21 protein-coding genes are annotated in these 21,047 nt (G+C 73.2%); 12 read left to right on the forward strand and 9 right to left on the reverse strand.

Annotation, left to right across the window (positions count from 1 at the left end; all coding sequences use genetic code 11):
• The first annotated feature begins 201 nt into the window (after positions 1-201).
• The 3 genes from ACFSL4_RS37160 (at position 202) to ACFSL4_RS37170 (ending at position 2,909) form a co-directional block, all read left to right on the forward strand.
• Entirely contained in the window at positions 202-822 is a 621-nt protein-coding gene (locus ACFSL4_RS37160; RefSeq protein ID WP_381092535.1) for a chaplin, read from the forward strand.
• A gap of 231 nt (positions 823-1,053) precedes the next feature.
• Positions 1,054-1,908 (forward strand): GNAT family N-acetyltransferase, encoded by an 855-nt coding sequence (locus ACFSL4_RS37165; protein WP_381092567.1) that lies wholly within the window; start codon positions 1,054-1,056, stop codon positions 1,906-1,908.
• Positions 1,909-2,135: 227 nt separating this feature from the next.
• Positions 2,136-2,909, forward strand: coding sequence for a GNAT family N-acetyltransferase (locus ACFSL4_RS37170; RefSeq protein ID WP_381092536.1), 774 nt, complete (start codon positions 2,136-2,138; stop codon positions 2,907-2,909).
• A 118-nt stretch (positions 2,910-3,027) separates the two neighbouring features.
• Here ACFSL4_RS37170 and ACFSL4_RS37175 read toward each other — a convergent pair whose 3' ends face one another.
• Positions 3,028-3,291: a GlsB/YeaQ/YmgE family stress response membrane protein gene (locus ACFSL4_RS37175; RefSeq protein WP_381092537.1), complete on the reverse strand. Its 264-nt coding sequence runs from the start codon at positions 3,289-3,291 to the stop codon at positions 3,028-3,030.
• 284 nt (positions 3,292-3,575) lie between these two features.
• Here ACFSL4_RS37175 and ACFSL4_RS37180 point away from each other — a divergent pair, with 284 nt between their 5' ends.
• Positions 3,576-5,027: a hydrolase gene (locus tag ACFSL4_RS37180; protein ID WP_381092538.1), complete on the forward strand. Its 1,452-nt coding sequence runs from the start codon at positions 3,576-3,578 to the stop codon at positions 5,025-5,027.
• A 141-nt stretch (positions 5,028-5,168) separates the two neighbouring features.
• On the opposite strand, the gene ACFSL4_RS37185 is transcribed toward ACFSL4_RS37180, so the two are convergent.
• Complete coding sequence (locus tag ACFSL4_RS37185) at positions 5,169-6,389, reverse strand: phosphotransferase family protein (RefSeq protein ID WP_381092539.1); 1,221 nt, start codon at positions 6,387-6,389, stop codon at positions 5,169-5,171.
• Between the two features lie 87 nt (positions 6,390-6,476).
• Between ACFSL4_RS37185 and ACFSL4_RS37190 the strand changes: the two genes are divergently transcribed.
• Complete coding sequence (locus ACFSL4_RS37190) at positions 6,477-7,277, forward strand: ArsR/SmtB family transcription factor (protein ID WP_381092568.1); 801 nt, start codon at positions 6,477-6,479, stop codon at positions 7,275-7,277.
• Between the two features lie 102 nt (positions 7,278-7,379).
• Here the strand turns inward: ACFSL4_RS37190 and ACFSL4_RS37195 are convergent, their stop codons facing one another.
• The 4 genes from ACFSL4_RS37195 to ACFSL4_RS37210 form a co-directional block, all read right to left on the reverse strand.
• Complete coding sequence (locus ACFSL4_RS37195; protein WP_381092540.1) at positions 7,380-7,817, reverse strand: SPW repeat protein; 438 nt, start codon at positions 7,815-7,817, stop codon at positions 7,380-7,382.
• A 150-nt stretch (positions 7,818-7,967) separates the two neighbouring features.
• Positions 7,968-9,473 (reverse strand): cryptochrome/photolyase family protein, encoded by a 1,506-nt coding sequence (locus tag ACFSL4_RS37200; RefSeq protein ID WP_381092541.1) that lies wholly within the window; start codon positions 9,471-9,473, stop codon positions 7,968-7,970.
• Positions 9,474-9,485: 12 nt separating this feature from the next.
• Positions 9,486-10,862, reverse strand: coding sequence for a cryptochrome/photolyase family protein (locus tag ACFSL4_RS37205; protein ID WP_381092542.1), 1,377 nt, complete (start codon positions 10,860-10,862; stop codon positions 9,486-9,488).
• Complete coding sequence (locus ACFSL4_RS37210; RefSeq protein WP_381092543.1) at positions 10,859-12,397, reverse strand: SDR family oxidoreductase; 1,539 nt, start codon at positions 12,395-12,397, stop codon at positions 10,859-10,861. The genes ACFSL4_RS37205 and ACFSL4_RS37210 overlap by 4 nt, the downstream gene beginning before the upstream one ends.
• Positions 12,398-12,786: 389 nt before the next feature.
• Between ACFSL4_RS37210 and ACFSL4_RS37215 the strand changes: the two genes are divergently transcribed.
• Positions 12,787-13,137, forward strand: coding sequence for a YciI family protein (locus tag ACFSL4_RS37215; protein WP_381092544.1), 351 nt, complete (start codon positions 12,787-12,789; stop codon positions 13,135-13,137).
• The gene (locus tag ACFSL4_RS37220; protein ID WP_381092545.1) at positions 13,137-14,333 is read left to right on the forward strand and encodes an RNA polymerase sigma factor; all 1,197 of its coding nucleotides are present in this window, start codon (positions 13,137-13,139) and stop codon (positions 14,331-14,333) included. The genes ACFSL4_RS37215 and ACFSL4_RS37220 overlap by 1 nt, the downstream gene beginning before the upstream one ends.
• A 291-nt stretch (positions 14,334-14,624) precedes the next feature.
• Here ACFSL4_RS37220 and ACFSL4_RS37225 read toward each other — a convergent pair whose 3' ends face one another.
• Positions 14,625-15,308 carry a phosphatase PAP2 family protein gene (locus ACFSL4_RS37225; protein WP_381092546.1) on the reverse strand — a complete coding sequence of 228 codons (684 nt, stop codon included), beginning with the start codon at positions 15,306-15,308 and terminating at the stop codon, positions 14,625-14,627.
• Positions 15,309-15,478: 170 nt separating this feature from the next.
• On the opposite strand from ACFSL4_RS37225, the gene ACFSL4_RS37230 reads away from it, so the two are divergent.
• The 4 genes from ACFSL4_RS37230 (at position 15,479) to ACFSL4_RS37245 (ending at position 18,457) form a co-directional block, all read left to right on the forward strand.
• Positions 15,479-15,850, forward strand: a complete 372-nt coding sequence (locus ACFSL4_RS37230) for a BlaI/MecI/CopY family transcriptional regulator (RefSeq protein ID WP_381092547.1) — start codon at positions 15,479-15,481, stop codon at positions 15,848-15,850.
• Positions 15,847-16,782 (forward strand): M56 family metallopeptidase, encoded by a 936-nt coding sequence (locus ACFSL4_RS37235; protein ID WP_381092548.1) that lies wholly within the window; start codon positions 15,847-15,849, stop codon positions 16,780-16,782. The genes ACFSL4_RS37230 and ACFSL4_RS37235 overlap by 4 nt, the downstream gene beginning before the upstream one ends.
• Positions 16,783-16,958: 176 nt before the next feature.
• Positions 16,959-17,351, forward strand: coding sequence for a VOC family protein (locus ACFSL4_RS37240; RefSeq protein ID WP_381092549.1), 393 nt, complete (start codon positions 16,959-16,961; stop codon positions 17,349-17,351).
• Between the two features lie 35 nt (positions 17,352-17,386).
• A complete protein-coding gene (locus ACFSL4_RS37245) occupies positions 17,387-18,457 on the forward strand; it encodes an adenosine deaminase (protein WP_381092550.1) in 1,071 nt (356 codons plus the stop codon).
• Here ACFSL4_RS37245 and ACFSL4_RS37250 read toward each other — a convergent pair.
• Entirely contained in the window at positions 18,439-18,954 is a 516-nt protein-coding gene (locus ACFSL4_RS37250; protein WP_381092551.1) for a mycothiol transferase, read from the reverse strand. The two genes, ACFSL4_RS37245 and ACFSL4_RS37250, sit on opposite strands and share 19 nt — an antisense overlap.
• 59 nt (positions 18,955-19,013) lie before the next feature.
• A complete protein-coding gene (locus ACFSL4_RS37255) occupies positions 19,014-19,913 on the reverse strand; it encodes a LysR family transcriptional regulator (protein WP_381092552.1) in 900 nt (299 codons plus the stop codon).
• Positions 19,914-20,023: 110 nt separating this feature from the next.
• Between ACFSL4_RS37255 and mgrA the strand changes: the two genes are divergently transcribed.
• Positions 20,024-21,013, forward strand: coding sequence for an L-glyceraldehyde 3-phosphate reductase (gene mgrA, locus ACFSL4_RS37260; RefSeq protein WP_381092569.1), 990 nt, complete (start codon positions 20,024-20,026; stop codon positions 21,011-21,013).
• The last annotated feature ends 34 nt before the right edge of the window (positions 21,014-21,047 follow it).

Consider the following 21,047-nt stretch of genomic DNA (forward strand, 5'->3'; position numbering starts at 1 on the left):
CGGTCATACGATCCCTGATCGCCTACGACCACTGATCACATCGGAATGACTCGTCTGGTTCGACGACCGGGCCACTCGATGGGGTGAAAGGCAGATAAGCCATAACTCGGATGGTTCGTCTGCGTTTTATCCGGTGCGGGCGAGTGCTCGCAACCATGTCTGGAAGGCAGGGAACCTATGAAACGGGTTACCCGGAATGGCTTGATCGCCGCGGCCGCCGCCTCGGGGGCGCTGGCCGTGGCGCTGCCGGCCCACGCGGACTCCGCGGCGGACGGCACCACGGCGGGCTCGCCCGGGCTGATCTCCGGCGACTCCATTCAGCTCCCCGTGCACATCCCGGTCAGCGTGTGCGGCAACACCGTGAACGTGCTGGGGGCCCTCAACCCGGCGGCGGGCGCCACCTGCGCCAACCACGACGCCCACCGGGGCGGCCCGCGGCACGGTGGTGTACGAGGGGGCGGCGCCGCGGCGGAGCACCGCACGGAGGGTTCCGCGGGAGTGCTCTCCGGAGACGGCGTCCAACTGCCGGTCCACCTCCCGGTGAACGCCAGCGGCAATGCGGTGAGCGTGGCCGGCATCGGGAACGCGGCCGTCGGCAACAGGTCGACGAACACCTCGGGGCACCGGTCCCACCACCGCGCGCCGCGGTCCACCGCACCGGTGCACACCCCCACGCCGCCGCGTCTGAGCTCCGTCCCGCCGCAGGTGTCGCTCGCCCACACGGGTGCGGACGCCACGGTGCCCGCGCTCGCCGGCAGCGCGGTCCTGCTGCTCGGCGGGACGGTCCTCTACCGGCGCTTCCGGGCGGGAGCGACGCGCTGAGCCGGACCGGGCGTGCCGGCGGGGCCCCTCGGCCCCGCCGGGGCGGCTTGACGGGGCTGCCCGCCCCTTCCGGTCACCTGCCCCTCGCGGTCAACGCCTTTGCGCCGGGCGCCGGATGACGAGCCCCGGACGGCGGGTCGCCACGTGGCGCACGATCCGGAGATCGGGAAGGATGCTGCCGGTGCATCCGATCACGCACCCCCGACCCCCTCGACGGAACGGAGCTCCATGATGACCTCTGCGGGTCCCGAAGACCTCGTCGTCACCCGGGCCACCCTCGACGACTGGCCGGTGATCAGCGGCTGGGCGGCGGACGAGGGCTGGAATCCGGGGCTGTCGGACGGCCCCGCCTTCTTCGCCCAGGACCCCGGGGGCTTCTTCATCGGCCGGCTCGCCGGGGAGCCGGTCTCGGCGATCTCCGTCGTCACCTACGGCGCCGACTACGCCTTCCTGGGCTGCTATCTCGTACGCCCGGACCTGCGCGGCCGCGGTCTCGGACTGGCCACCTGGAACGCGGGCCTCGCCCACGTCGGCAGCCGCACGATCGGCCTCGACGGTGTCGTCGCCCAGCAGGACAACTACCGCAAGTCCGGCTTCGAACTCGCCCACCGGACCGTGCGGTTCACCGGAACCGCCCCCGCCGCGGGGGAGGCGCCCGGCGTACGCCCCGCCGAGAAGGCCGACTTCGAGGACATCGCGGCGTACGACTCCTCCTGCTGGCCCGCCGACCGGCCCCGGTTCCTGGAGCACTGGCTCACCGCCCCCGGCCACCGTCCCTTCGTGCGCTCTCGGGCCGGGCGCCTGACCGGCTACGCGGTGATCCGCCCGGCCCGCGACTGCCTGCGCATCGGCCCCCTGTTCGGCGACACCGCCGAGGACGCCGAGGCCCTGTTCGCGGCACTGGCCGCCGAAGCGGCCGGCCGGGAGATCGCCATCGACGTCCCGGAGCCGAACGCGGCCGCCGTCTCCCTCGCCCAAGGCGCCGGACTCTCCCCTTCCTTCGAGACGGCTCGCATGTACACAGGCCCGGTCAGGCCCTTCGCCGGTGAGCGTGTCCACGGGGTGACCACGCTGGAGCTCGGCTGAGCGGGTCCGGCGAAGTCCGTTGCGGTTCGGCAGCGTTGCGCAGGAGCGCGGGCTCCTTCGCGACCGACCACACGACGATCCGACGGTGATGCACCGGAGGTTCCGCGGGGCGTTTGGCCGGGACGCGGAGCGCCCCCGGCCCGCGGTGCCCTGGGAGACCCCGTGTGCGGGCCGGGAGTTCAGGGGTACTACCGTGCCGGCACAGGCCCCGATGCTGGAGTGAGCCCATGGACCACGCTGCCGTACTGGCCCTGTACGACCGGGACATGCGGGAGGGCGCGCGTCCCGACGGACCCGGCGCCCGTGTCGAACGTCACCACACGGTGGTGCGCCAGGTGGGCCCGCCCCACGGATGGAACGGGGTCGTCTGGTCGGACCTCGACGAGACGACCGCGGACGCGGCGATCGCCGAGCAGGTCCGCTACTTCGCCGGTCTCGGCCGCGAGTTCGAGTGGAAGCTGTACGGGCACGACCTGCCGGTGGACCTCGGGAAGCGGCTGCGGGCGGCGGGGCTGAGACCCCGGCCCGAGGAGACGCTGATGGTCGCCGAGGTCGCCGATCTGCCCCTGGACGCCGACGTGCCCGACGGCATACGCCTCCTGCCGGTCACCGACGCGGCGGGCGTCGATCTGGTGGCGGACGTCCACGAGAAGGCGTTCGGGACGGACGGGACGCGGCTGCGCCACCAACTCCTCACGCAGCTCACGGGCGACCGGGACGACATGGTCGCGGTCGTGGCCCTCGCGGGCGACGAACCGGTGAGCGCGGCCCGGCTGGAGCTGGTGCCCGGCACCCGCTTCGCGGGGCTGTGGGGCGGCGGCACGGTCCCGGGCTGGCGCGGCCGCGGCGTCTACCGGGCCCTGGTCGCCCACCGCGCCGAGGTCGCCGCCGACCGCGGCTACCGCTACGTCCAGGTCGACGCGACCGCCCAGAGCCGGCCGATCCTCGCCCGTCTCGGCTTCGAACCGCTGACCACGACGACGCCGTACGTCTCTGCGTAGCGCGCCGGCCACGCCACCCCGGGCCCCGGTGGCGGTGGCACCGGTGGGACTCCCGGTCCGCCGGCGCCGCCACGGCCCCTTCCCACGCGGCGGTCCGGGGCGCGATCGGGGCGTACCGTCAGTGCCGCGCCCGCGCCCGGTCCAGCGCCGCGACGCCCAGCGCCGCCAGGCCGATCTGGATGAGCCACTCGATCCAGTCGACGCCCTTGGTGTGGGCCACACCGAACGCGGCGGCGATGCCCGATCCGATGAGGGCCGCCACGATGCCGACCAGGATCGTCCACAGGAGACCGATCCGCTGGCGCCCGGGGACGACGAGTCGCCCCAGGACGCCGATGACGAGTCCGATGACGATGGCGCCGATGATGCTCGAGATCTCCATCTCCGCCCCTCTTGTGTGAAGTTCCCGTAGTACTTCATCTGCCCGCTGCGGGTGGCAACAGTCCGTCCCGCCTCACCTCGGCGCCGGTCGCCGGCCCCTCCCCGGTCCGCCGGGGGGTGCCCTTCTGTTCAGACCACCGTTCTGCCATGTACCGTTCAACAATCCGTCGCATGGGCGGCGTATGAAGGGACCTCTACGCGCGCAGACTTCCCTTGACGGGCTCTACGCGCGCAGACCCGGACGTCGCACCACTCCTTCCCCAACCCCATACGGAGGTCCGCCGGATGCCCGGACTCACCAGGTCCCGCCACAGACTCACCACGGCCCTCGCCGTGTTCGGCCTGCTCACCACCGGCGCCGCCGTCCAGGCGACCACGGCCGCCACCCCGGCCCACGCGGCCACCCCGCACCGCATCCTGTTCGACAACGCACACGCGGAGACGGCCGGCAACGCCGACTGGATCATCTCCACCAGCCAGCCGGACCCGCTCGGCCAGAACTCCTCCCCGTCCGCCGAGACGGACTGGACGGGAGCGCTCTCCTCCTGGGGCGTCGACCTCCAGAAGACGGGCAACTACAGCCTCAAGACGCTGCCCTCGGGCTCCAGCCTCGCCTACGGCGGCTCGTCCTCGACCGACCTGTCGAACTTCGACACCCTGGTCCTGCCCGAGCCCAACACGCTGTTCACCACGGCCGAGAAGACCGCCATCATGACGTTCGTCAAGAACGGCGGCGGCCTGTTCATGATCTCCGACCACACCGGCGCCGACCGCAACAACGACGGCTACGACGCGGTCGAGATCTTCAACGACCTGATGACGAACAACAGCGTCGACTCCACCGACCCGTTCGGCTTCTCCATCGACTCGCTCAGCATCAGCTCCGACCACCCGTCGGCGATCAGCGACAGCACCGACCCCGTGCTCCACGGCTCCTTCGGCACCGTCACCAAGAGTCTGATCGCCAGCGGCACCACCGCCACCCTGAAGCCCGCCGACAACTCCTCCGTCAAGGGCCTGCTCTACCGGACCGGTTACTCCGGCACCACGGGGGCGTTCTTCGCCACCAGCACCTTCGGCAGCGGCCGCGTCGCCTTCTGGGGCGACAGCTCGCCCGTGGACGACGGCACCGGCCAGTCGGGCAACAAGCTGTACGACGGCTGGAACGACTCCACCGCCACCAACGCGGCCCTGGCCCTCAATGCCACCGAGTGGCTGTCCGGGGCGAGCGGCAGCAGCGGAGGCGGGGGCGGCGGCTCCACCTGTACCGCCGCACAGCTCCTCGGCAACAGCGGCTTCGAGTCCGGCGCCACCACCTGGAGCGCCAGCAGCGGCGTCATCACCAACTCCAGCGGGGAGTCGCCCCGGAGCGGCTCGTACTATGCCTGGCTGAACGGCTACGGCGTTGCGAACACGGACACGCTCTCCCAGGCGGTGAGCATCCCGTCCGGCTGCACCACCGCCACCCTCAGCTTCTACCTGCACGTCGACACCGCCGAGACCACCACGAGTACGGCGTACGACACCCTCAAGGTCCAGGTGCTCAATAGCTCGGGGACCGTCCTGAGCACCCTGGCGACGTACTCCAACCTCAACGCCGCGAGCGGCTACACCCGGCGGAGCTTCAGTCTGGCGGGCTATGCCGGGCAGACGGTGACCCTGAAGTTCACCGGTACCGAGGGCTCCAAGCTGCAGACGTCGTTCGTCATCGACGACACGGCGCTCAACGTGAGCTGAGCCGGATGAGAGGGTGCGGCGGCCCCGTGCCGTCCGGGCCGCCGCACCCCGTGGCCGCCGGCAGGCCGAGCGGCGTGCGAAGTCCGCGTCCCCCGGCGCAGCCCGGTGCGCCGGCGCCCGGGTGATCCGCGCGGCCCGGGGTCACGCCGGGCCGAGGCCCGCGAGGAACGGGCTCGGACGCCGTACGCGCCGCAGCGCGCTGCGGATCTCCGCCTCGGGGTCCCCCTCGTGGTACGGCCGCTCCGACGGTTCGATGCCGTCGAGGAACTCCTGGTAGCGGACGGCGTACATGAGCGGGGCGAGCGGTTCGGCGAGGGCCAGGGCGCGCTGCGGGTCGCTGCCGGGTGCCTGCACCCGCCAGGCGTCGGCCCAGGCGCGGGCCGCCGTGGCCCGGATGGGTTCCGGGAGGAAGTCGTGGGCCCGCAGACCGTCCATCACCGGATTGCCCCAGTACGCGTCCGCGAAGTCCATGACGACCGGACGGCCGCCGTCGCTGCGCCAGTTGCCCGGGTGGAAGTCGCCGTGGACCACCGTGTCGGGCAGACCGCACGCGGCCAGCTCCTGCCAACGGTCCGTCATTCCCCTTACATCCGAGCGCTCCTGTGAGGTCAGCCCGGCCGCGGCCGGCCCGTCGAGGAGGGCGTCGACCTGTGCGGCGAGCACGGGCGTGCGCCAGTCCCGCAGGCCGGCGGGACGGCTCGGCGCGAGGGCCGCCTGCGCGGAGACGAACCGTTCCATGGCCGCCGCCGTCTCGTGCGAAGCGCCCCAGCAGTCCTCGCCGGGCACGTGCTCCATGAGGAACCGCCGCTCGCCGCGGCCGACGACGGCCGGCACCAGCCCGGGATCCACCCGCGCGAACGCCTCGGCGACGTCCGCCTCGTCGGTGGCGAAACGCGGCGTCGCCTTGAGCCAGACGGTCCCGCGCGCGGTGGGCAGCCGGAACAGCCCCGCCAGGTTCCAGGTCCGTCGCTGCCGGACGCCACCGGTGAGCGGGCGCCCGGCGGCCTCCAGCGTGCGGGCGGCCCAGCCGAGCAGCTCCCGCACGCCGCCGACGTGAGCCCATGGCGCGCGCAGCTCGTGATGGCTCGTCAGCACGTTTTCATCGCAGGCCCGTTGGGCCAGAAGCCCGCGGCCCGGGCGTTCCAGCGCCTCGACGTGGTACGTCACATGGCCGTCGCGTCCGCCTTCGCCCCCGTCCACGGTCAGCAGCCGTAGCACCCATACCGGCACCCCGAGCAGGCCCTCCAGCCGCTCGACGACCTGCCCGATCTCCGGCCACCACGGAACGTCCACGGGAAACGGGCCCACGACACCCAGGACGTCCTCGCCCGAGGTCACCCACGCACTGACGGTTCTGCTCACCGCGCCAGTCTCCGGGCCGCGGACGTCCTTGACATGCAGGAAATTGCCTGCATAACGTTGAGTGTGCGATCGGCGAGTGACTTCGGGATGGACCAGGTCTTCAAGGCGCTGGCCGATACGACGCGCAGACGACTGCTGGACCGGCTGCGCGAGCGCGGTGGGCAGACGCTGGGCGAGCTGTGCGAGCGCTTCGACATGACGCGCCAGTCGGTCACCCAGCACCTGGCAGTCCTCGAGGCCGCCAACCTGGTCAAAACCGTGCGGCGGGGGCGGGAGAAGCTGCACTACCTGAATCCGGTGCCGCTCCAGGAGATGCAGGAGCGGTGGATCGACAAGTTCGAGCGCCCGCGTCCGTGGGGGTCCCCCCGCTCGGGCGAAGCCGAGAGCGGGGGCGCTCCGGGCGCCAAGCGACGAGCCGAGGAAGCCATGACCGACAGGCCCACGTTTGTGTACGTCATCTACATCGAGAGCACGCCCGAGGCCGTCTGGGACGCGCTCACCGACCCCGACCTCACGGCCGCCTACTGGGGGCACGGCAACGTCTCCGACTGGAAGCCCGGCTCCCGCTGGGAACATGTGCGCACGGACGGCTCCGGCATCGCCGACGTGGTCGGCACCGTCCTGGAGAGTGAGCGGCCCACCCGCCTCGTCACCACCTGGACCGCGCCCGAGGACGAGGGCCGGGAGGACAAGTGCTCCAAGGTCACCTTCGGCGTCCGGCCGCACGCCGACATCGTCAGGCTCACGGTCACCCATGAGGACCTGGCGGACGAGACCGAGCGCACAGACGCGGCCCGCGGCTGGGCGGCCGTGCTGTCCAATCTGAAGTCGCTCATCGAGACCGGAACCCCGCTGCCGCAGGAGCCGTGGCTGGTGCCGAACCGCTGACGCGCGCGGCGAGCCCGCGCCGCCGCGGCATGCGCCGCGAGGCCGGTCCGCGAGGTGCGGACCAGCCGGCAGTCCCCTTTCGTGCTCGGCGCCCCCGGGCGGTCAGGTGTGCGTGCTCTTCGCCGCCGCGCCCGCGCAGATCACGCCCAGTACCACGGCCAGCGCCCCGATGACGATGTTGTTCACCACGACTCCGGCGTCCGGGCCGGTGCCCACGATCCAGGGTGCGATGATCATCCACACGCCCATCGCGCACATGGCCCAGCTCAGGCCGTACATCCTCTCGGGCGTGACGGCGAACCCGAGGGCCAGCAGGCCGAACGCGATCCCCATGATGAGGTTGTGCGTCACGAGCGCCGGCTGGCTCGTCGTGTAGTGGAGTATCCACGGGGATGCGGCGCAGTACAGACCGACCAGGAAGACCGGTCCGTCCACGAGCGCCACATCGTGGCCACCGAGCATGCGGGTGTAGCGGGCACGCATTTCGTGTACGTCAGGGTGGGTGGTGATGTCACCCCGTGTGTGCGAGACATCGGACATGAGGCTCGTCTCCTTTGATGACTCCGCAGGCCAAACCGTGCCTGGTGCGATATGCGGTGAAGCGCCGCGTATCTCCATTCTGCTCTTATTTCGCCTTTATGTGTAGAGGTCATGACGGAGAGGGCTCACGCGGTGGAGGCACCTCGCCCCTCAGGGCGGCCCGTCGCCGCGCCGTCGCTCCTGCGCGCGCACCTCGTCCAGGTCGGGCAGCCGGTCCAGCCCCCGCACCGCCCGCGCCATCAGCGGATTGCCCTCCAGCACGGCGCGATGGCGGTCCAGGAACGACCAGTACCCGGCGGTGAAGGGACACGCGCGCGGTCCCACCCGGTCGCCCGGCCGATAGGCGCAGCCCCCGCACAGGTCGCTCATCCGGTTCACGTACGCACCGCCGGACGTGTACGGCTTGGTCGTCATCCGCCCGCCGTCGGCGTACTGCGACATGCCGACGACGTTCGGGAGCATCACCCAGTCGTGGCCGTCGACGAAGCAGCGGTGGAACCAGTCCGTCACCGCCCGCGGATCCCATCCGCGCTGGAGGGCATGGCTGCCGAGCAGCATCAGACGGGGGATGTGGTGCGTCCACCCGGTGTCGCGCACCTGGGCGAGCACGGCGGACAGGCAGCGCGCCGTGACCGCGTCGGCGTCCAGCTCCAGGAACCAACCGGGCGGCGGAGCATGGTGCCGCAGGACGTTGCGCCCCCGGTAGTCCTCCCCGAAGTACCAGTACAGATGCCACACGTACTCGCGCCAGCCGGCGATCTGCCGTACGAAGCCCTCCACGCTGTTGACCGGCGCCTGCCCGGCCCGCCACGCCCGCTCGGCCCGCTCGACGCACTCCGCGGGATCCAGCAGACCGAGGTTGAGCGACGACGACAGGAGGCTGTGGCTCATCACGGGATCGGCGGCGAGCATCGCGTCCTCGTACGGGCCGAAGCGGGGCAGCCGATGGGTGATGAACCGGCCCAGCGCGGCCAGTGCCTCGCGCCGCGATGCGGGGAACAGGCGCGGGCCGTCCCGTCCCACGAAGGCGATGCCCTCCTCGCGCTCCCAGCGGTCCAGATCGTGGCGCACCTCGGCGTCGATGTCGTCCTCGCGGGGCCGGTAGGGCGCCGGAACCCCGAGGGTGCGCGCGCCTTTGGGCGGAGGCTCGCGGTTGTCGCGGTCGTGGTTCCAGCGGCCGCCCGCCGGGCCGTCGCCGTCCAGGAGGAGTCCGTACCCGCGGCGCACCCAGCGGTAGAAGTCCTCCTGGCGCAGCTGTTTCCCGCCGCGGCCGTCCGCCCACGCCCGGAAGGCGTCGTGCGGGACGAGGAAGCCGCGCGCGGGCAGCACCGTGACACCGGGCAGGGACGAGACCAGCGCGTGGGCGGCCCGGGACGTCGGATGATGCACCGTCACCCGACCGTCGCCGACCGCCTCGCGCAGGCCCTCCCGGTACGTCTCGGCCCGGACGTAGCGCACGCGGTCACCGAGGCCGGCGGCGCGGTGGCGCATCGCGGAGAGCACGAGGTGGGCCTTCGCCCGGTGGAAGCGGCGCCGGCGGAAGACCGAACGGGCCTCGATCATCACGACCGGCGCCTCACGGCCGGGGCCGCCCTCGCCGGGCGTGAGGAAGTGCGGGCCGAGCTGGTCGCCGAACAGCCAGTGGGGGGTGCGCACGGCCGGGGCTCCTCAGACGTGCCCGCGCGCCCGCCGGAAGCGGGCCAGGCCGTCGGAGAGGCCGACGATCGGATCCGGGTAGGCGGCGCACGCCACGCGGTCCGGTCCGGGCAGCTTCCACGGCTGGTGCACCGCGGGCCCGCCGAGCCCGGCGAGTTCCGGCACCCAGCGCCGCACATACGCGCCGTCGGGGTCGTAGCGCCTGGCCTGGGTGAGCGGATTGAGGACCCGGTTGGGGCGGGTGTCGGTGCCCGTGCCGGCCACCCACTGCCAGTTGAGCTGGTTGTTGGCGATGTCGCCGTCGACCAGCAGGTCGAGGAAGTGACGGGCACCGACCCGCCAGTCCACGTACAGGGTCTTGGTGAGGAAGCTCGCGGTCAGCAGACGACCGCGGTTGTGCATCCAGCCCTCGTGCCGCAGCTGGCGCATCGCCGCGTCGACGAGCGGGTAACCGGTGCGGCCCTCCCGCCACGCCTCGATGTCCGCCCGCGCCCCGCTCCCGGACCGCCAGCGGTCGTGCCGCGGACGGTAGTCGGCTTGGGCCGCCGCCGGCCGCGCCGCCAGCACCTGGTGGTGGAAGTCGCGCCAGGCGAGCTGGCGCACGAACGCCTCGGCGCCCGGGCCGCCCGCCCGGCGCGCCCGGTGGACGACCTCGACGGGGGAGAGGGTGCCGAAGTGGAGGTGCGGCGACAGACGTGATGTCGCGTCACCGGCCAGGTCGTCATGACGCTCCTCGTACGCGGTGATCCCGTCGCGCAGCCACGCCATGAGGCGTTTCCTTCCCTCCGTCTCGCCCCCGGCCGCCAGCCGCTCCGCCACCCCGGACAGTCCCCGGCGGCAGGGAAGGGGCTCCGAGCCGACGGTGCCCGGTACGCGGATCGTCCTCGGTGCGGCCATGACGTCCCTGAGGCGCTCCTGCGACCAGCGCCGGAAGTACGGGGTGAAGACGGCGAAGTGATCCGAGGAGGCCGGCGTGACGGCTCCGGGCGGCAGAGCCGTGATCACCGCGTCGTGGACCTGCAGGCGGCACGGCCCGCCCTCCAGGGCGGCGCGCAGACGCTCCTCCCGCCGTTGGGCGTACGCGCTGACCCCGGCCGCCATGTGGACCGTGCCGGCCTCCGCCTCCGCGACGACCCTGCACACCTCCTCGACGACGTCACCGGTGCGCACGACGAGCCTGCCTCCTCGTTCACGCAGGCCCGCGTCCAGGTCCCGCAGGCTCTCGGACAGAAAGGCCAGCCGGTTGGGCGCGGCGAACCCGGCGGCGTCGACGCCCCGGTCCCGCACGAACAGCGGCACCACCGCGTAGGAGCCGTCGAGGGCCGCGCGCAGCGGCGGGTGGTCGTGCAGCCGCAGGTCCGAGGTGAACAGGACGACCGAGACGTTCACGGGGCTCCTCCGCTGAGGGGGGCGTCCTTTCTCGACGGGGCGGCCGGTGCCCTCGCCGCGGCCCGGGCGATGTTGCGGGCCATGCCGCCGAACACCACGGCGTGGAAGGGCGAGACGGCCCGCCAGTAGACGTGGCCGAGCAGCCCGCGCGGGTGGAACAGCGCCCGCTGGCGGTAGTGGGTGCGCCCGGCGTCGTCCGTCTCCGCGTACATCTCCAGCCAGGCCAGTCCCGGCAGCCGCATCTCGGCGCGCAGCCGCAGCAGACGGCCGGGCTCGATCTCCTCCACCCGCCAGAAGTCGAGCGAGTCGCCGACCCGCAGACGCGCCGCGTCACGCCGGCCGCGGCGCAGCCCGACCCCGCCCACCAGCCGGTCCAGCCAGCCGCGCACCGCCCAGGCGAGCGGGAACGAGTACCAGCCGTGCTCGCCGCCGACGCCTTCGATGACCGTCCACAACGCCTCGGGTGAGGCATCGACGGAGCGCTCGCGGAGGTCCGTGTAGAGGCTGCCGCCGGCCCACTCGGGGTCGGTGGGCAGCGGGTCGCTGGGCGCGCCGGGCACGGTGGCGGAGGACCAGCGCGTGGCGACGTCGGCGTCGCGGACGCGTTGCAGGGCGAGCCGGACCGCCGCGTCGAAGCCGATCGGATGGCCCGGAGGGTCGGGAACGAAGCGCGCGATGTCGTGTTCGTGGCACACGACCTCGTGGCGCAGCGATTCGGTGAGCGGGCGCGCGATGGACGGGGGCACCGGGGTCACCAGGCCGATCCAGAGGCTGGACAGGCGCGGCGTGAGGACCGGCACGGGCAGGATCAGCCGGCGCGGCAGACCGGCGATCGCCGCGTATCCCCTCATCATCTCCCGGTAGGTGAGCACATCAGGACCGCAGATGTCGAAGGCCCGGTTGACGTCGCCCGGCATCCGCGCGCTGCCGACCAGGACGCGCAGCACGTCCCGTACGGCGATCGGCTGGATGCGGGTGCGCACCCAGCGGGGGGTGACCATGACCGGCAGCCGCTCCGTGAGGTAGCGCAGCATCTCGAACGAGGCCGAACCCGACCCGATGATGACCGCCGCCCGCAGCACGGTCGTGGGCACGCCCGAAGCGAGGAGGATGCGGCCCACCTCCGCTCGCGACCGCAGATGCGGCGACAGCTCCCGCTCGGGCACGCCCGCCGGGGTCAGACCGCCGAGGTACACGATCCGCCGTACACCGGCGGCCCGCGCCCGCTCGCCGAAGACCTGCGCCGCCCTCCGGTCGGTCTGCTCGAAGTCGCTGCCCGAGCCCAGGGCGTGCACCAGGTAGTAGGCGACGTCCATGCCGCGCATCGCCCCGGCCACCGACGCGGGGTCCGTGACGTCTCCGCGGACCACCTCGACCTCGTCGGCCCACGGATGGTCGCGCAGCCGGTGCGGGGAGCGGACGAGGCAGCGCACCGAGTGCCCGGCCGCGAGGAGTTCCGGGACGAGCCGCCCGCCGATGTATCCCGTGGCACCCGTCACCAGGCAGCGCAGTCCCGGTTCGGCATCGTCGCTCATGAGCCTCAGTCCCTCGCCCTCGTACGGTTCCTCACCTGATCACGGTTCCTCACCTGATCCCTTCCACCAGGAGAGCCCCTTCGGACGCGCCGAAAGGGTCCGTTGCGAGGGTCCCGTCGGGAGAGGGCCGAGGCCGCGGGTGCGGCCGCTCACGCCGGCGCGGGGGTGTCGCGGTGCTCGCGGCACCGTTTTGGGCGGGGCGCATCCTGCCGCGGATACCGTTCGTCAGGGTGAACCCCGTCGGACGGATGGCCCTGGCGCACGACGCACCCCGGCGGCCGTCCGGAGATTTCTCAAGATTCTCCCGATGCCGTGGTGCGGGGTGTCGATCCGGAGCCTCGCCGTTCGTGTAGGTGGTGAGAGAACGCCACGACACCAAGGAGGCCGTCATGAAGCACTACCTGCTCAGCGTGGTCCAGCCGAGCGGGGGACAGCCGCCCGCGCCCGAGGCGCTGGCCGGCATCGAGCGCCGGCTCGGCGTCCTCCACCGGGAACTGCGCGACGCCGGCGCCTGGGTCTTCGCCGGGGGGCTGGACGGGCCGGAAACGGCCACCGTGCTGCGGCCCACGGACGGCGACGTCCTCATCACCGACGGACCGTACGCCGAGGGCAAGGAATATCTCGGCGGCATCTGCCTGATCAAGGCGCCCGACCTGGACGCGGCGCTGGAGTGGGGCCGGAGGGCGACCTGGGCCACCACCCTGCCGATCGAGGTGCGCCCCTTCATGGGCGAGGCCTGATGCCGCTTGACGTCGAAGCCGTCTTCCGGGCGGAGTACGGCCGTTCGGTCGCCGCCCTCGTCCGCTTCCTCGGCGACATCGACCTCGCCGAGGAAGCGGTCCAGGACGCCTTCGTCGCGGCGGTGCGCACCTGGCCGCAGGCCGGTGTGCCGCCGAGCCCGGCCGGCTGGATCATCACCACGGCCCGCAACCGCGCGATCGACCGTCTGCGCCGGGAGGCCCGGCGCGGCGAACGGCACGCCCAGGCGGCCCTGCTGCACGCCGCGGACGTCCCGCCCGAGGAGGGACCCGTGCACGACGACCGGCTCCGCCTGATCTTCACTTGCTGCCATCCCGCTCTCGCCACCCAGGCCCAGGTCGCGCTGACCCTCCGGCTCGTCGCGGGCCTTCCCACGGCCCGCATCGCCGGCGCCTTCCTGGTGCCGGAGCCCACGATGGCCCAGCGTCTCGTCCGCGCCAAGGCCAAGATCCGGGGTGCGCGCATCCCGTACCGTGTGCCCCGCGATGCGGACCTTCCGGAGCGGCTCAGGGGCGTCCTCGCCGTCGTCTACCTGATCTTCAACGAGGGATACCCGGGCCAGGCCGAGCTGTGCGCGGAGGCCGTGCGCCTCGGCCGTCTGCTGGCCGGGCTGATGCCGGACGAGCCGGAGGTCACCGGCCTGCTCGCGCTGATGCTCCTCGTCGAGGCGCGCGGGCCCGCCCGTACGGGCACCGCCGGGGAACTGGTTCCGCTGACGGAGCAGGACCGCGGCCGGTGGGACCGCGAACTGATCGCCGAAGGCCAGGCGCTCGTCCGCCGCTGCCTGCGCCGCAGCCGGCCGGGGCCGTACCAGATCCAGGCGGCGATCAACGCCGTGCACAGCGACGCGCCGACGGCGCACGCCACCGACTGGGGGCAGATCCTGCAGTTGTACGACCAGCTCATGGCCCTCGCCCCGAGCTCCGTCGTCGCCCTGAACCGGGCGGTGGCCGTGGCCGAGGTCCGGGGCCCGGGAAAGGCCCTCGGCCTCGTGGACGCGCTGGACCTGGGCGGCTATCACGTCTTCCACGCGGTCCGCGCCGACCTGCTGCGGCGCATGGACCGTGTCGCCGAGGCCGTACGGGCCTACGAGGCGGCCATCGCGCTCGCGAGCGGGGCCGAGCGTGCCTTCCTGCAGGGGCGGCGACGGGAACTCGTGGGAGACGGCGGGGTGTGACCGCGAGGGCCGCCGGACTCGGCGCCCTGGTCGCCCTCGCGAACGCGGCCGTCACCGGCGTGCCACCGCGGGTGTCCCGGCGCCGGGAGCGCCGGGCCGTCGGGAACCCCCGGACGGTCCCCGGCCGCGAAGGGCCCGCGGTCCGGCGGTGATCGCCGCTCCACGGTGATCACGGCCGGCGCTTCCTCCGCCCACGCGGCCAAAGTGCCCCCAGAGCGGCCGCGGAGGGCAGGCCGTCGACGGGGTCGGCGGCCTGCCGGCGCCCACTGCGGGCTCGGCCTCCGGTGGCCGTCAGGGCGGCGACGACACGACGGGCTCCGGCCGGCCGTCGTACACGCGGGGGGCCAGCCGGGCGGCGGCGTACGTGCAGACGCCCAGCCAGCACAGGGCGAACAGCCAGCCGCCGAGGACGTCGGAGAACCAGTGGACGCCCAGATACACGCGCGTCAGGCCGACCAGGGCGCCCCACCCGAGGGCGGCGGCCACGAGTTGCGCTCTTCCCCGCGGCGCCCGGGCCAGGACGGCCAGCGCCAGCAGCCCGGCGGTGATCGCGGCCGTCGTCGTATGACCCGAGGGAAACGACCAGCCCGACGCGTGCGTGATCCAGTCCCGCCGCGCCGGGCGGGGGCGCGCCGCCAGGGTCATGACGCCGTACCGCGCGGCCTGGCCCGCGGCCAGGCAGACGACACAGGCGGCCGCGGCGAGCGCCCGCTGCCGTCCCGTACGCCCCGTCAGCAGGCCGGCCGCGGCGACGAGCAGAAAGGGCACGAACCCCGTCCCCGTGTACGTCAGGGCCCTCGCCACCGCGACCGCGGCCCGCGGCCGGTGGCCGAGGGACCAGTCCAGGAGATCCGTGTCGCCGAAGAGCGGGGCACCGCCGCGCCTCGTCACGGTCAGCACCAGCAGCAGGAACGCAACGAGGGCGCCCAGTGCCGTCGTACCGGCGAGGTCGCCGGTGTCCTGCCGCTTCAGCACGGCGCCGACGGGACGGCGACCGCATGCGGTGGCGCGGTGCGCACAGCTGCGCCCATGGTCGTGAACCCCTTCCATAATGGACCTGCGGGACGGCGCGGCCGGCCCGCGAGGACTACATGAGCGTAGACGGTCTACAGCAATGTAGACGACGGCGGGGTGAGGAAGGTTCCATGACCGCAGCGAAGGACGAGCGTCGCCCGGCGGGCGAACTGGAAGCCAGCGTCATGGCCGCCCTCTGGGCCGCGGAAGCTCCCCAGACGCCCGGTCAGGTGCAGCTGAGCCTCGGCACCGGCCTCGCTCGCACCACGGTCACCACGATCCTGTCCCGGCTGCACGAGAAGGGCGTGGTCGACCGCAGGCGCCAGGGCCGCGGATACGCCTACTTCCCGGTCCAGGACGCCCACGGACTCACCGCCCGCCGCATGCACACCGAACTGGACCGGGACAGCGACCGGCACACCGTGCTGGCCCGCTTCGTCGCCCAGCTCAGCGAGGACGACGAGCGCGTTCTGCGGGACCTGCTGGAATCCGGTGGGCCATGACCGTCCTGCTTCTGCTCCTGCTTCCGCTCGCGCTTCCGTTCGCGGCGCCGCCGCTCGCCCGCCGTGCCCTCGACCGGCTCGCCCCCGCGACCGCGCTGTGGGCGGTGACCTGCTGCGCGGTCGTGCTCGCGTGCTGCTCGCTGACCGCGCTGGGTGCCTTCGTCCTCACCGGGCTGCTCCGGCTGCCCCCCTTCGCCGCGCTCGGAGAGCTGGTACGCCCGCTGCGCTCCGGGTCGGACGTGGTCGTGGTGCCCGCGGTCGCCTTCTCGGCCGGCGCCCTCGCCGTGTGTCTGTGGGCCGTGGCCCGCAGTGTGGTGCGCCAGGCGCGGGCCTTTCGCGCGGCCACCGCCGAGGCGGACCGCCGCGCGACCGCGGGCGACCTGTGCGTCATCGACTCCCCGCGGCCGGACGCGTACGCCCTGCCGGGCCGTCCGCACCGCATCGTCGTCACCACCGGGATGCTCCGCACCCTCGGCCCACACGAGCGTGAGGCGCTCTTCGCCCACGAACGGGCCCATAACGCGGGCGGGCACCACTACTTCCTCGCCGTCGCCGAACTGGCCGCGCACTGCCATCCGGGGCTGCGGCCGGTGGCCGCGGCCATCCGGTTCGCGGTCGAACGCGTGGCCGACGAGACCGCCGCCGCGGTGGTCGGGGACCGCCGGCTGACCGCCCTGGCGATCGGCCGTGCCGCGCTCGCCGCCCGGCCCGGCCGTTCATCGCGGCCGCCCTTCGCGCCCGCCGCGACCACGGGGCCGGTGCCGCAGCGGGTGGCCGCCCTGCTGGCGGCGCCGCGTGTCCAGCACCGGGCGGCCCGGTGGACGGCCGCCCTCCTGGTCGCCTGCGCCGCCGTCTCCGCCGGCGCCTCGGCGGCCGGGGCCATCGGCTTCCACCACGAGATCGAGGTCGCCCAGGGCGAAGAGGGGCGCTGAGCGACCGCCACGCCCTCCGGTTCCGGAAGGCCGCGGCGCCCACCACCGCACGGCACCGCCCCACGGCCGTCCCCCTGCCGCGGGCGGGGCGGCCGGGACGCGACGCCCGCCGAGTCCCCCGACGGGATGCCGTACGCTGCGTGTTACGTATAACGCCGCTTCCCCCGGAAGGCCCGATGAGACGCATCGCCCTGGTCACCCTCGTCGTAGACGACTACGACGAGGCGATCCGCTTCTACACGAACGCCCTGGGGTTCCGGCTCACGGCCGACGAGCGGCGGCCGGACGGCTCCCGGTGGGTCGTCGTCGAGCCCGGTGCGGTGGCCTCCGGCTGCGGGCTGCTGCTCGCCCGGGCCAAGGACGAGGCGCAGCGCGGCCGGGTCGGCGACCAGACCGGCGGGCGCGTGGGCTTCTTCCTGCACACCGACGACTTCGCCCGCGACCACGCCCGGATGACCGCGGCGGGAGTGACCTTCCTGGAGCGGCCGCGACACGAGCCGTACGGCACGGTCGCCGTCTTCCGGGACCTGTACGGAAACCGCTGGGACCTGCTCCAGCCCGCCGAATGACCCTCCGAGAACGATCTGCCGAGGAACCACCGCACATGACCGCCCCGAGCATCTCCGCCGACACCGTCCGCCGCCTCCCGAAGGCCGTGCTGCACGACCACCTCGATGGCGCTCTGCGCCCCGCCACCCTCGTGGAACTCGCCGGGCAGGCGGGCCACGCCCTGCCCACCACCGACCCCCGGGCGCTCGCGGACTGGTACTGCGAGGCCGCCAACTCCGGTGATCTGGTGCGCTACATAGCCACCTTCGAGCACACCCTCGCCGTGCTGCAGAACCGCGAGGGACTGCTGCGCACCGCCGAGGAGTACGTCCTCGACCTCGCCGAGGACGGCGTCGTCTACGGCGAGGTGCGCTACGCCCCCGAGCTGATGGTGAAGGGCGGCCTCACCCTGCCCGAGGTTGTCGAGACCGTGCAGGAGGGGCTCGCCGCGGGCATGGCCAAGGCCGCCGCCGCGGGCACCCCGGTCCGGGTCGGCACCCTGCTGTGCGGGATGCGCATGTTCGACCGCAGCCGGGAGATCGCCGGCCTCGCGGTGGCCTTCCGCGACGCCGGCGTCGTCGGCTTCGACATCGCGGGCGCCGAGGACGGATTCCCGGCCGCCGACCACCTGCCCGCGTTCGAGTACCTGCGCCGCGAGAGCGTGCCCTTCACCATCCACGCGGGCGAGGCGCACGGGCTGCCCAGCATCCACCAGGCCCTTCAGGTCTGTGGCGCCCAGCGCATCGGCCACGGGGTGCGCATCACCGAGGACATCGCCGACGGCAAGCTCGGCCGGCTCGCGAGCTGGGTCCGCGACCGCCGTGTCGCGCTGGAGATGTGCCCGACCTCCAACCTCCAGACCGGTGCCGCCTCCTCGATCGCCGGGCACCCGATCACGGAGCTGAAGGACCTGGGCTTCCGGGTCACCCTCAACACCGACAACCGTCTGGTGTCCGGGACGACGATGACCCGCGAGATGTCGCTGCTGGTCGAGGAGGCGGGCTGGACCGTCCGGGACCTGCGCACGGTCACGGTGAACGCCGTGAAGAGCGCGTTCCTCCCGTTCGACGAGCGGACGGCCCTCATCCGGGATGTGATCCTGCCCGGCTACGAGGCCGCGCTCTGAAGCAGCCCCCGGACATAGGCGGCCTGTCCGACGTGCTGCAGATCGTCGGACAGGACGCTGACCAGCCGCACGCCCAGGCTGACCGGCGGATCCCAGCGCTCGTCCACGATCCGCTCGAAGTCCTCGGCGGCCAGCCCGCGCACGAACCCGAGCGTCTGCTCGTGCACGGCGTCGTAGTAGCCGGTGAGCAGGTCACCCGACGTCACCCGCACCTTGGCGACCTTCTGCGCGCTGTGGCCGTACCCCGTGTCCCCGAGGGGCAGACCGAGCCCGAAACGCTTCTCCCAGCCCTGGGACAGCCAGACCTGGCCGAGATCCGCGGCGTCGGCGACGTGGTCGTCCTGCACCCGGGTGAGGTGCCACACGAGCCACGCGATGGAATTGGCGTCCTCGCCGGGCCGGGCGTTGAGGTCGTCCGGCTCCAGGCCGTCGACGGCGGCGTGGACTTCTTCCCGGATCCGGCTGAACGCGTCGATGAGGATGTCCTTCGCATGCATGGGTCCACCATCGCCCATCACGGCCGCCCGCGCCGGGCGATCGCCGTGCCGACCGCCGGTCAGACGGCTCCGTAGCCCTGTGCCGCGCCCACCGTGAGGAGCCCCATCAGCGCCCGGGCCGCCGGACTGGTGGCCTCCGGGGGCGGCAGCACCGCGACCGTCTCGTACACGGCGGCGTCCTCGATGGGGAGCGACACGAGCGGCGACGCCTCCCGCTTGTGCCCGAAGTGGCGCGGGACGACGGCGATACCCAGTCCCTCGTGGAGCAGATCGAGCAGGCTGTGCACGTCGTTGACCTCCAGCGTCACGGTCCGCCGGACCCCCGCCCGCGCGAACACCGCGTCGGTCGTGCGGCGCGGCCCCCAGTCGGGGTGGAAGTCGACGAACGCCTCCCCGCCCAGGTCCCCGGGCGTCACGGCCCCGCCGTCCGCGAGCGGGTGCGACGGGTGGCACAGCACGGTCATCGGCTCGCTCGTCAGCGGGACGTACCGCAGCGGGTCGCTGTCCGCCCGGGTCCGCACCGCGAACGCCAGGTCGAGACGGCCCGCCGCGACCTCGTCGGCCAGCGCCCCCGATCCCGTCTGCCGCAGCCGGATCTCCACGTCCGGATGCCGCCTGCGGAACCCGGCGAGCAGCCTGGGGACGTCCACCCCCGCGATGCACTGCTCCGTGCCCAGCGCGAGCGTGCCGCGCAGCACGCCCTGGACGGCCGCCACCGCCTCGCGGGCCGCGCGCACCTGGGCCAGGATCCGCTCCGCCTCGACCAGCAGGGCGCGCCCGGCCTCGGTGAGCGTGACGCTGCGGGTGGTGCGGACGAACAGCGGGGCCTGAAGCTCCCGTTCCAGGGCGCGGACCGAGGCGGACAGACCCGACTGCGACACCATCAGGCGTTCCGCGGCCCTGGTGAAGTGCCGGTCCTCGGCGACCGCGACGAAGTGCTGAAGATGACGCAGTTCCATGATTGAGAAGCGTAGACGCTCAATCCGATCCGATTCCCTTGTTGGACCGCTGCCGGGTGGTCGGGCGAGAGTGGAGCGCGTCGTCAGGAACCCCCCTCATGGAGCGCATGTTGTACACGGCAGATCCCGCCCGCTACGAGGCCATGCCCTACCGCCGTACCGGGCACAGCGGCCTGAAGCTCCCCGCGCTGTCGCTCGGTCTGTGGCACAACTTCGGCCCCGACCGCCCGGTGGAGACCCAGCGGCGGATCCTGCGCCGGGCCTTCGACCTCGGTGTCACGCACTTCGACCTGGCCAACAACTACGGACCGCCGCCCGGCGCCGCCGAGTCCGCGCTCGGCGACGCCCTGAAGGCGGACTTCGCGCCCTACCGCGACGAGCTGATCGTCTCCACCAAGGCCGGCTACCGCATGTGGCCGGGACCCTATGGCGAATGGGGCTCCCGCAAGTACCTGCTGTCCTCGCTCGACCGGAGCCTGCAGCGGATGGGCGTGGACCACGTCGACATCTTCTACTCGCACCGTCCCGACCCCGCCACTCCGCTCGAGGAGACGATGGGTGCCCTGCACTCGGCGGTCCAGCAGGGCAAGGCGCTCTACGTCGGCGTCTCCAACTACTCGCCGCAGCAGACCCGCGAGGCCGCCCGCATCCTCGCCGGGCTGGGCACTCCGCTGCTGATCCACCAGCCGCGCTACTCGATGCTCGACCGCCGTCCCGAGGACGGGCTGCTGGACACCCTGGACGAGCTCCGGATCGGCTCCATCGCCTACTCGCCGCTGGAACAGGGTCTGTTGACCGGCCGCTACCTCGACGGGATACCCGACGGCTCGCGGGCCGCGAGTGACAGCCCGTTCCTCAGTGCGGACGCGGTCACCGAGGACCTGGTGCGGCGGCTGCGGGCGCTCCACGAGATCGCCCGCTCCCGCGGCCAGTCGCTGGCCCAGATGGCCCTGGCCTGGGTGCTGCGCGGCGGCCGGGTGACCTCGGCGCTGGTCGGTGCGAGCAGCCCGCAGCAACTGGAGGACAGTGTGGCGACGATCCGCAACCTGGACTTCGAGGCGGACGAGCTGATGCGGATCGACACGGTCGTCACGCCGTAAGGCGCTCGCTGGCGTCCCGGAGGCGGACGGCCGC

Source organism: Streptomyces caeni (assembly GCF_042678285.1).
Classification (GTDB): Bacteria; Actinomycetota; Actinomycetes; order Streptomycetales; family Streptomycetaceae; genus Streptomyces; species Streptomyces caeni.

Bases quoted from the DNA above. Each gene is read 5' to 3' on its own strand.
- ACFSL4_RS37210 (WP_381092543.1), bottom strand. From the start codon at position 12,397: ATGAGCGACGATGCCGAACCGGGACTGCGCTGCCTGGTGACGGGTGCC.
- ACFSL4_RS37245 (WP_381092550.1), top strand. From the start codon at position 17,387: ATGACCGCCCCGAGCATCTCCGCCGACACCGTCCGCCGCCTCCCGAAG.
- ACFSL4_RS37250 (WP_381092551.1), bottom strand. From the start codon at position 18,954: ATGCATGCGAAGGACATCCTCATCGACGCGTTCAGCCGGATCCGGGAA.
- ACFSL4_RS37240 (WP_381092549.1), top strand. From the start codon at position 16,959: ATGAGACGCATCGCCCTGGTCACCCTCGTCGTAGACGACTACGACGAG.
- ACFSL4_RS37165 (WP_381092567.1), top strand. From the start codon at position 1,054: ATGACCTCTGCGGGTCCCGAAGACCTCGTCGTCACCCGGGCCACCCTC.
- ACFSL4_RS37220 (WP_381092545.1), top strand. From the start codon at position 13,137: ATGCCGCTTGACGTCGAAGCCGTCTTCCGGGCGGAGTACGGCCGTTCG.
- ACFSL4_RS37255 (WP_381092552.1), bottom strand. From the start codon at position 19,913: ATGGAACTGCGTCATCTTCAGCACTTCGTCGCGGTCGCCGAGGACCGG.
- ACFSL4_RS37170 (WP_381092536.1), top strand. From the start codon at position 2,136: ATGGACCACGCTGCCGTACTGGCCCTGTACGACCGGGACATGCGGGAG.
- ACFSL4_RS37215 (WP_381092544.1), top strand. From the start codon at position 12,787: ATGAAGCACTACCTGCTCAGCGTGGTCCAGCCGAGCGGGGGACAGCCG.
- ACFSL4_RS37190 (WP_381092568.1), top strand. From the start codon at position 6,477: ATGGACCAGGTCTTCAAGGCGCTGGCCGATACGACGCGCAGACGACTG.
- ACFSL4_RS37195 (WP_381092540.1), bottom strand. From the start codon at position 7,817: ATGTCCGATGTCTCGCACACACGGGGTGACATCACCACCCACCCTGAC.
- ACFSL4_RS37230 (WP_381092547.1), top strand. From the start codon at position 15,479: ATGACCGCAGCGAAGGACGAGCGTCGCCCGGCGGGCGAACTGGAAGCC.
- ACFSL4_RS37175 (WP_381092537.1), bottom strand. From the start codon at position 3,291: ATGGAGATCTCGAGCATCATCGGCGCCATCGTCATCGGACTCGTCATC.
- ACFSL4_RS37180 (WP_381092538.1), top strand. From the start codon at position 3,576: ATGCCCGGACTCACCAGGTCCCGCCACAGACTCACCACGGCCCTCGCC.
- ACFSL4_RS37235 (WP_381092548.1), top strand. From the start codon at position 15,847: ATGACCGTCCTGCTTCTGCTCCTGCTTCCGCTCGCGCTTCCGTTCGCG.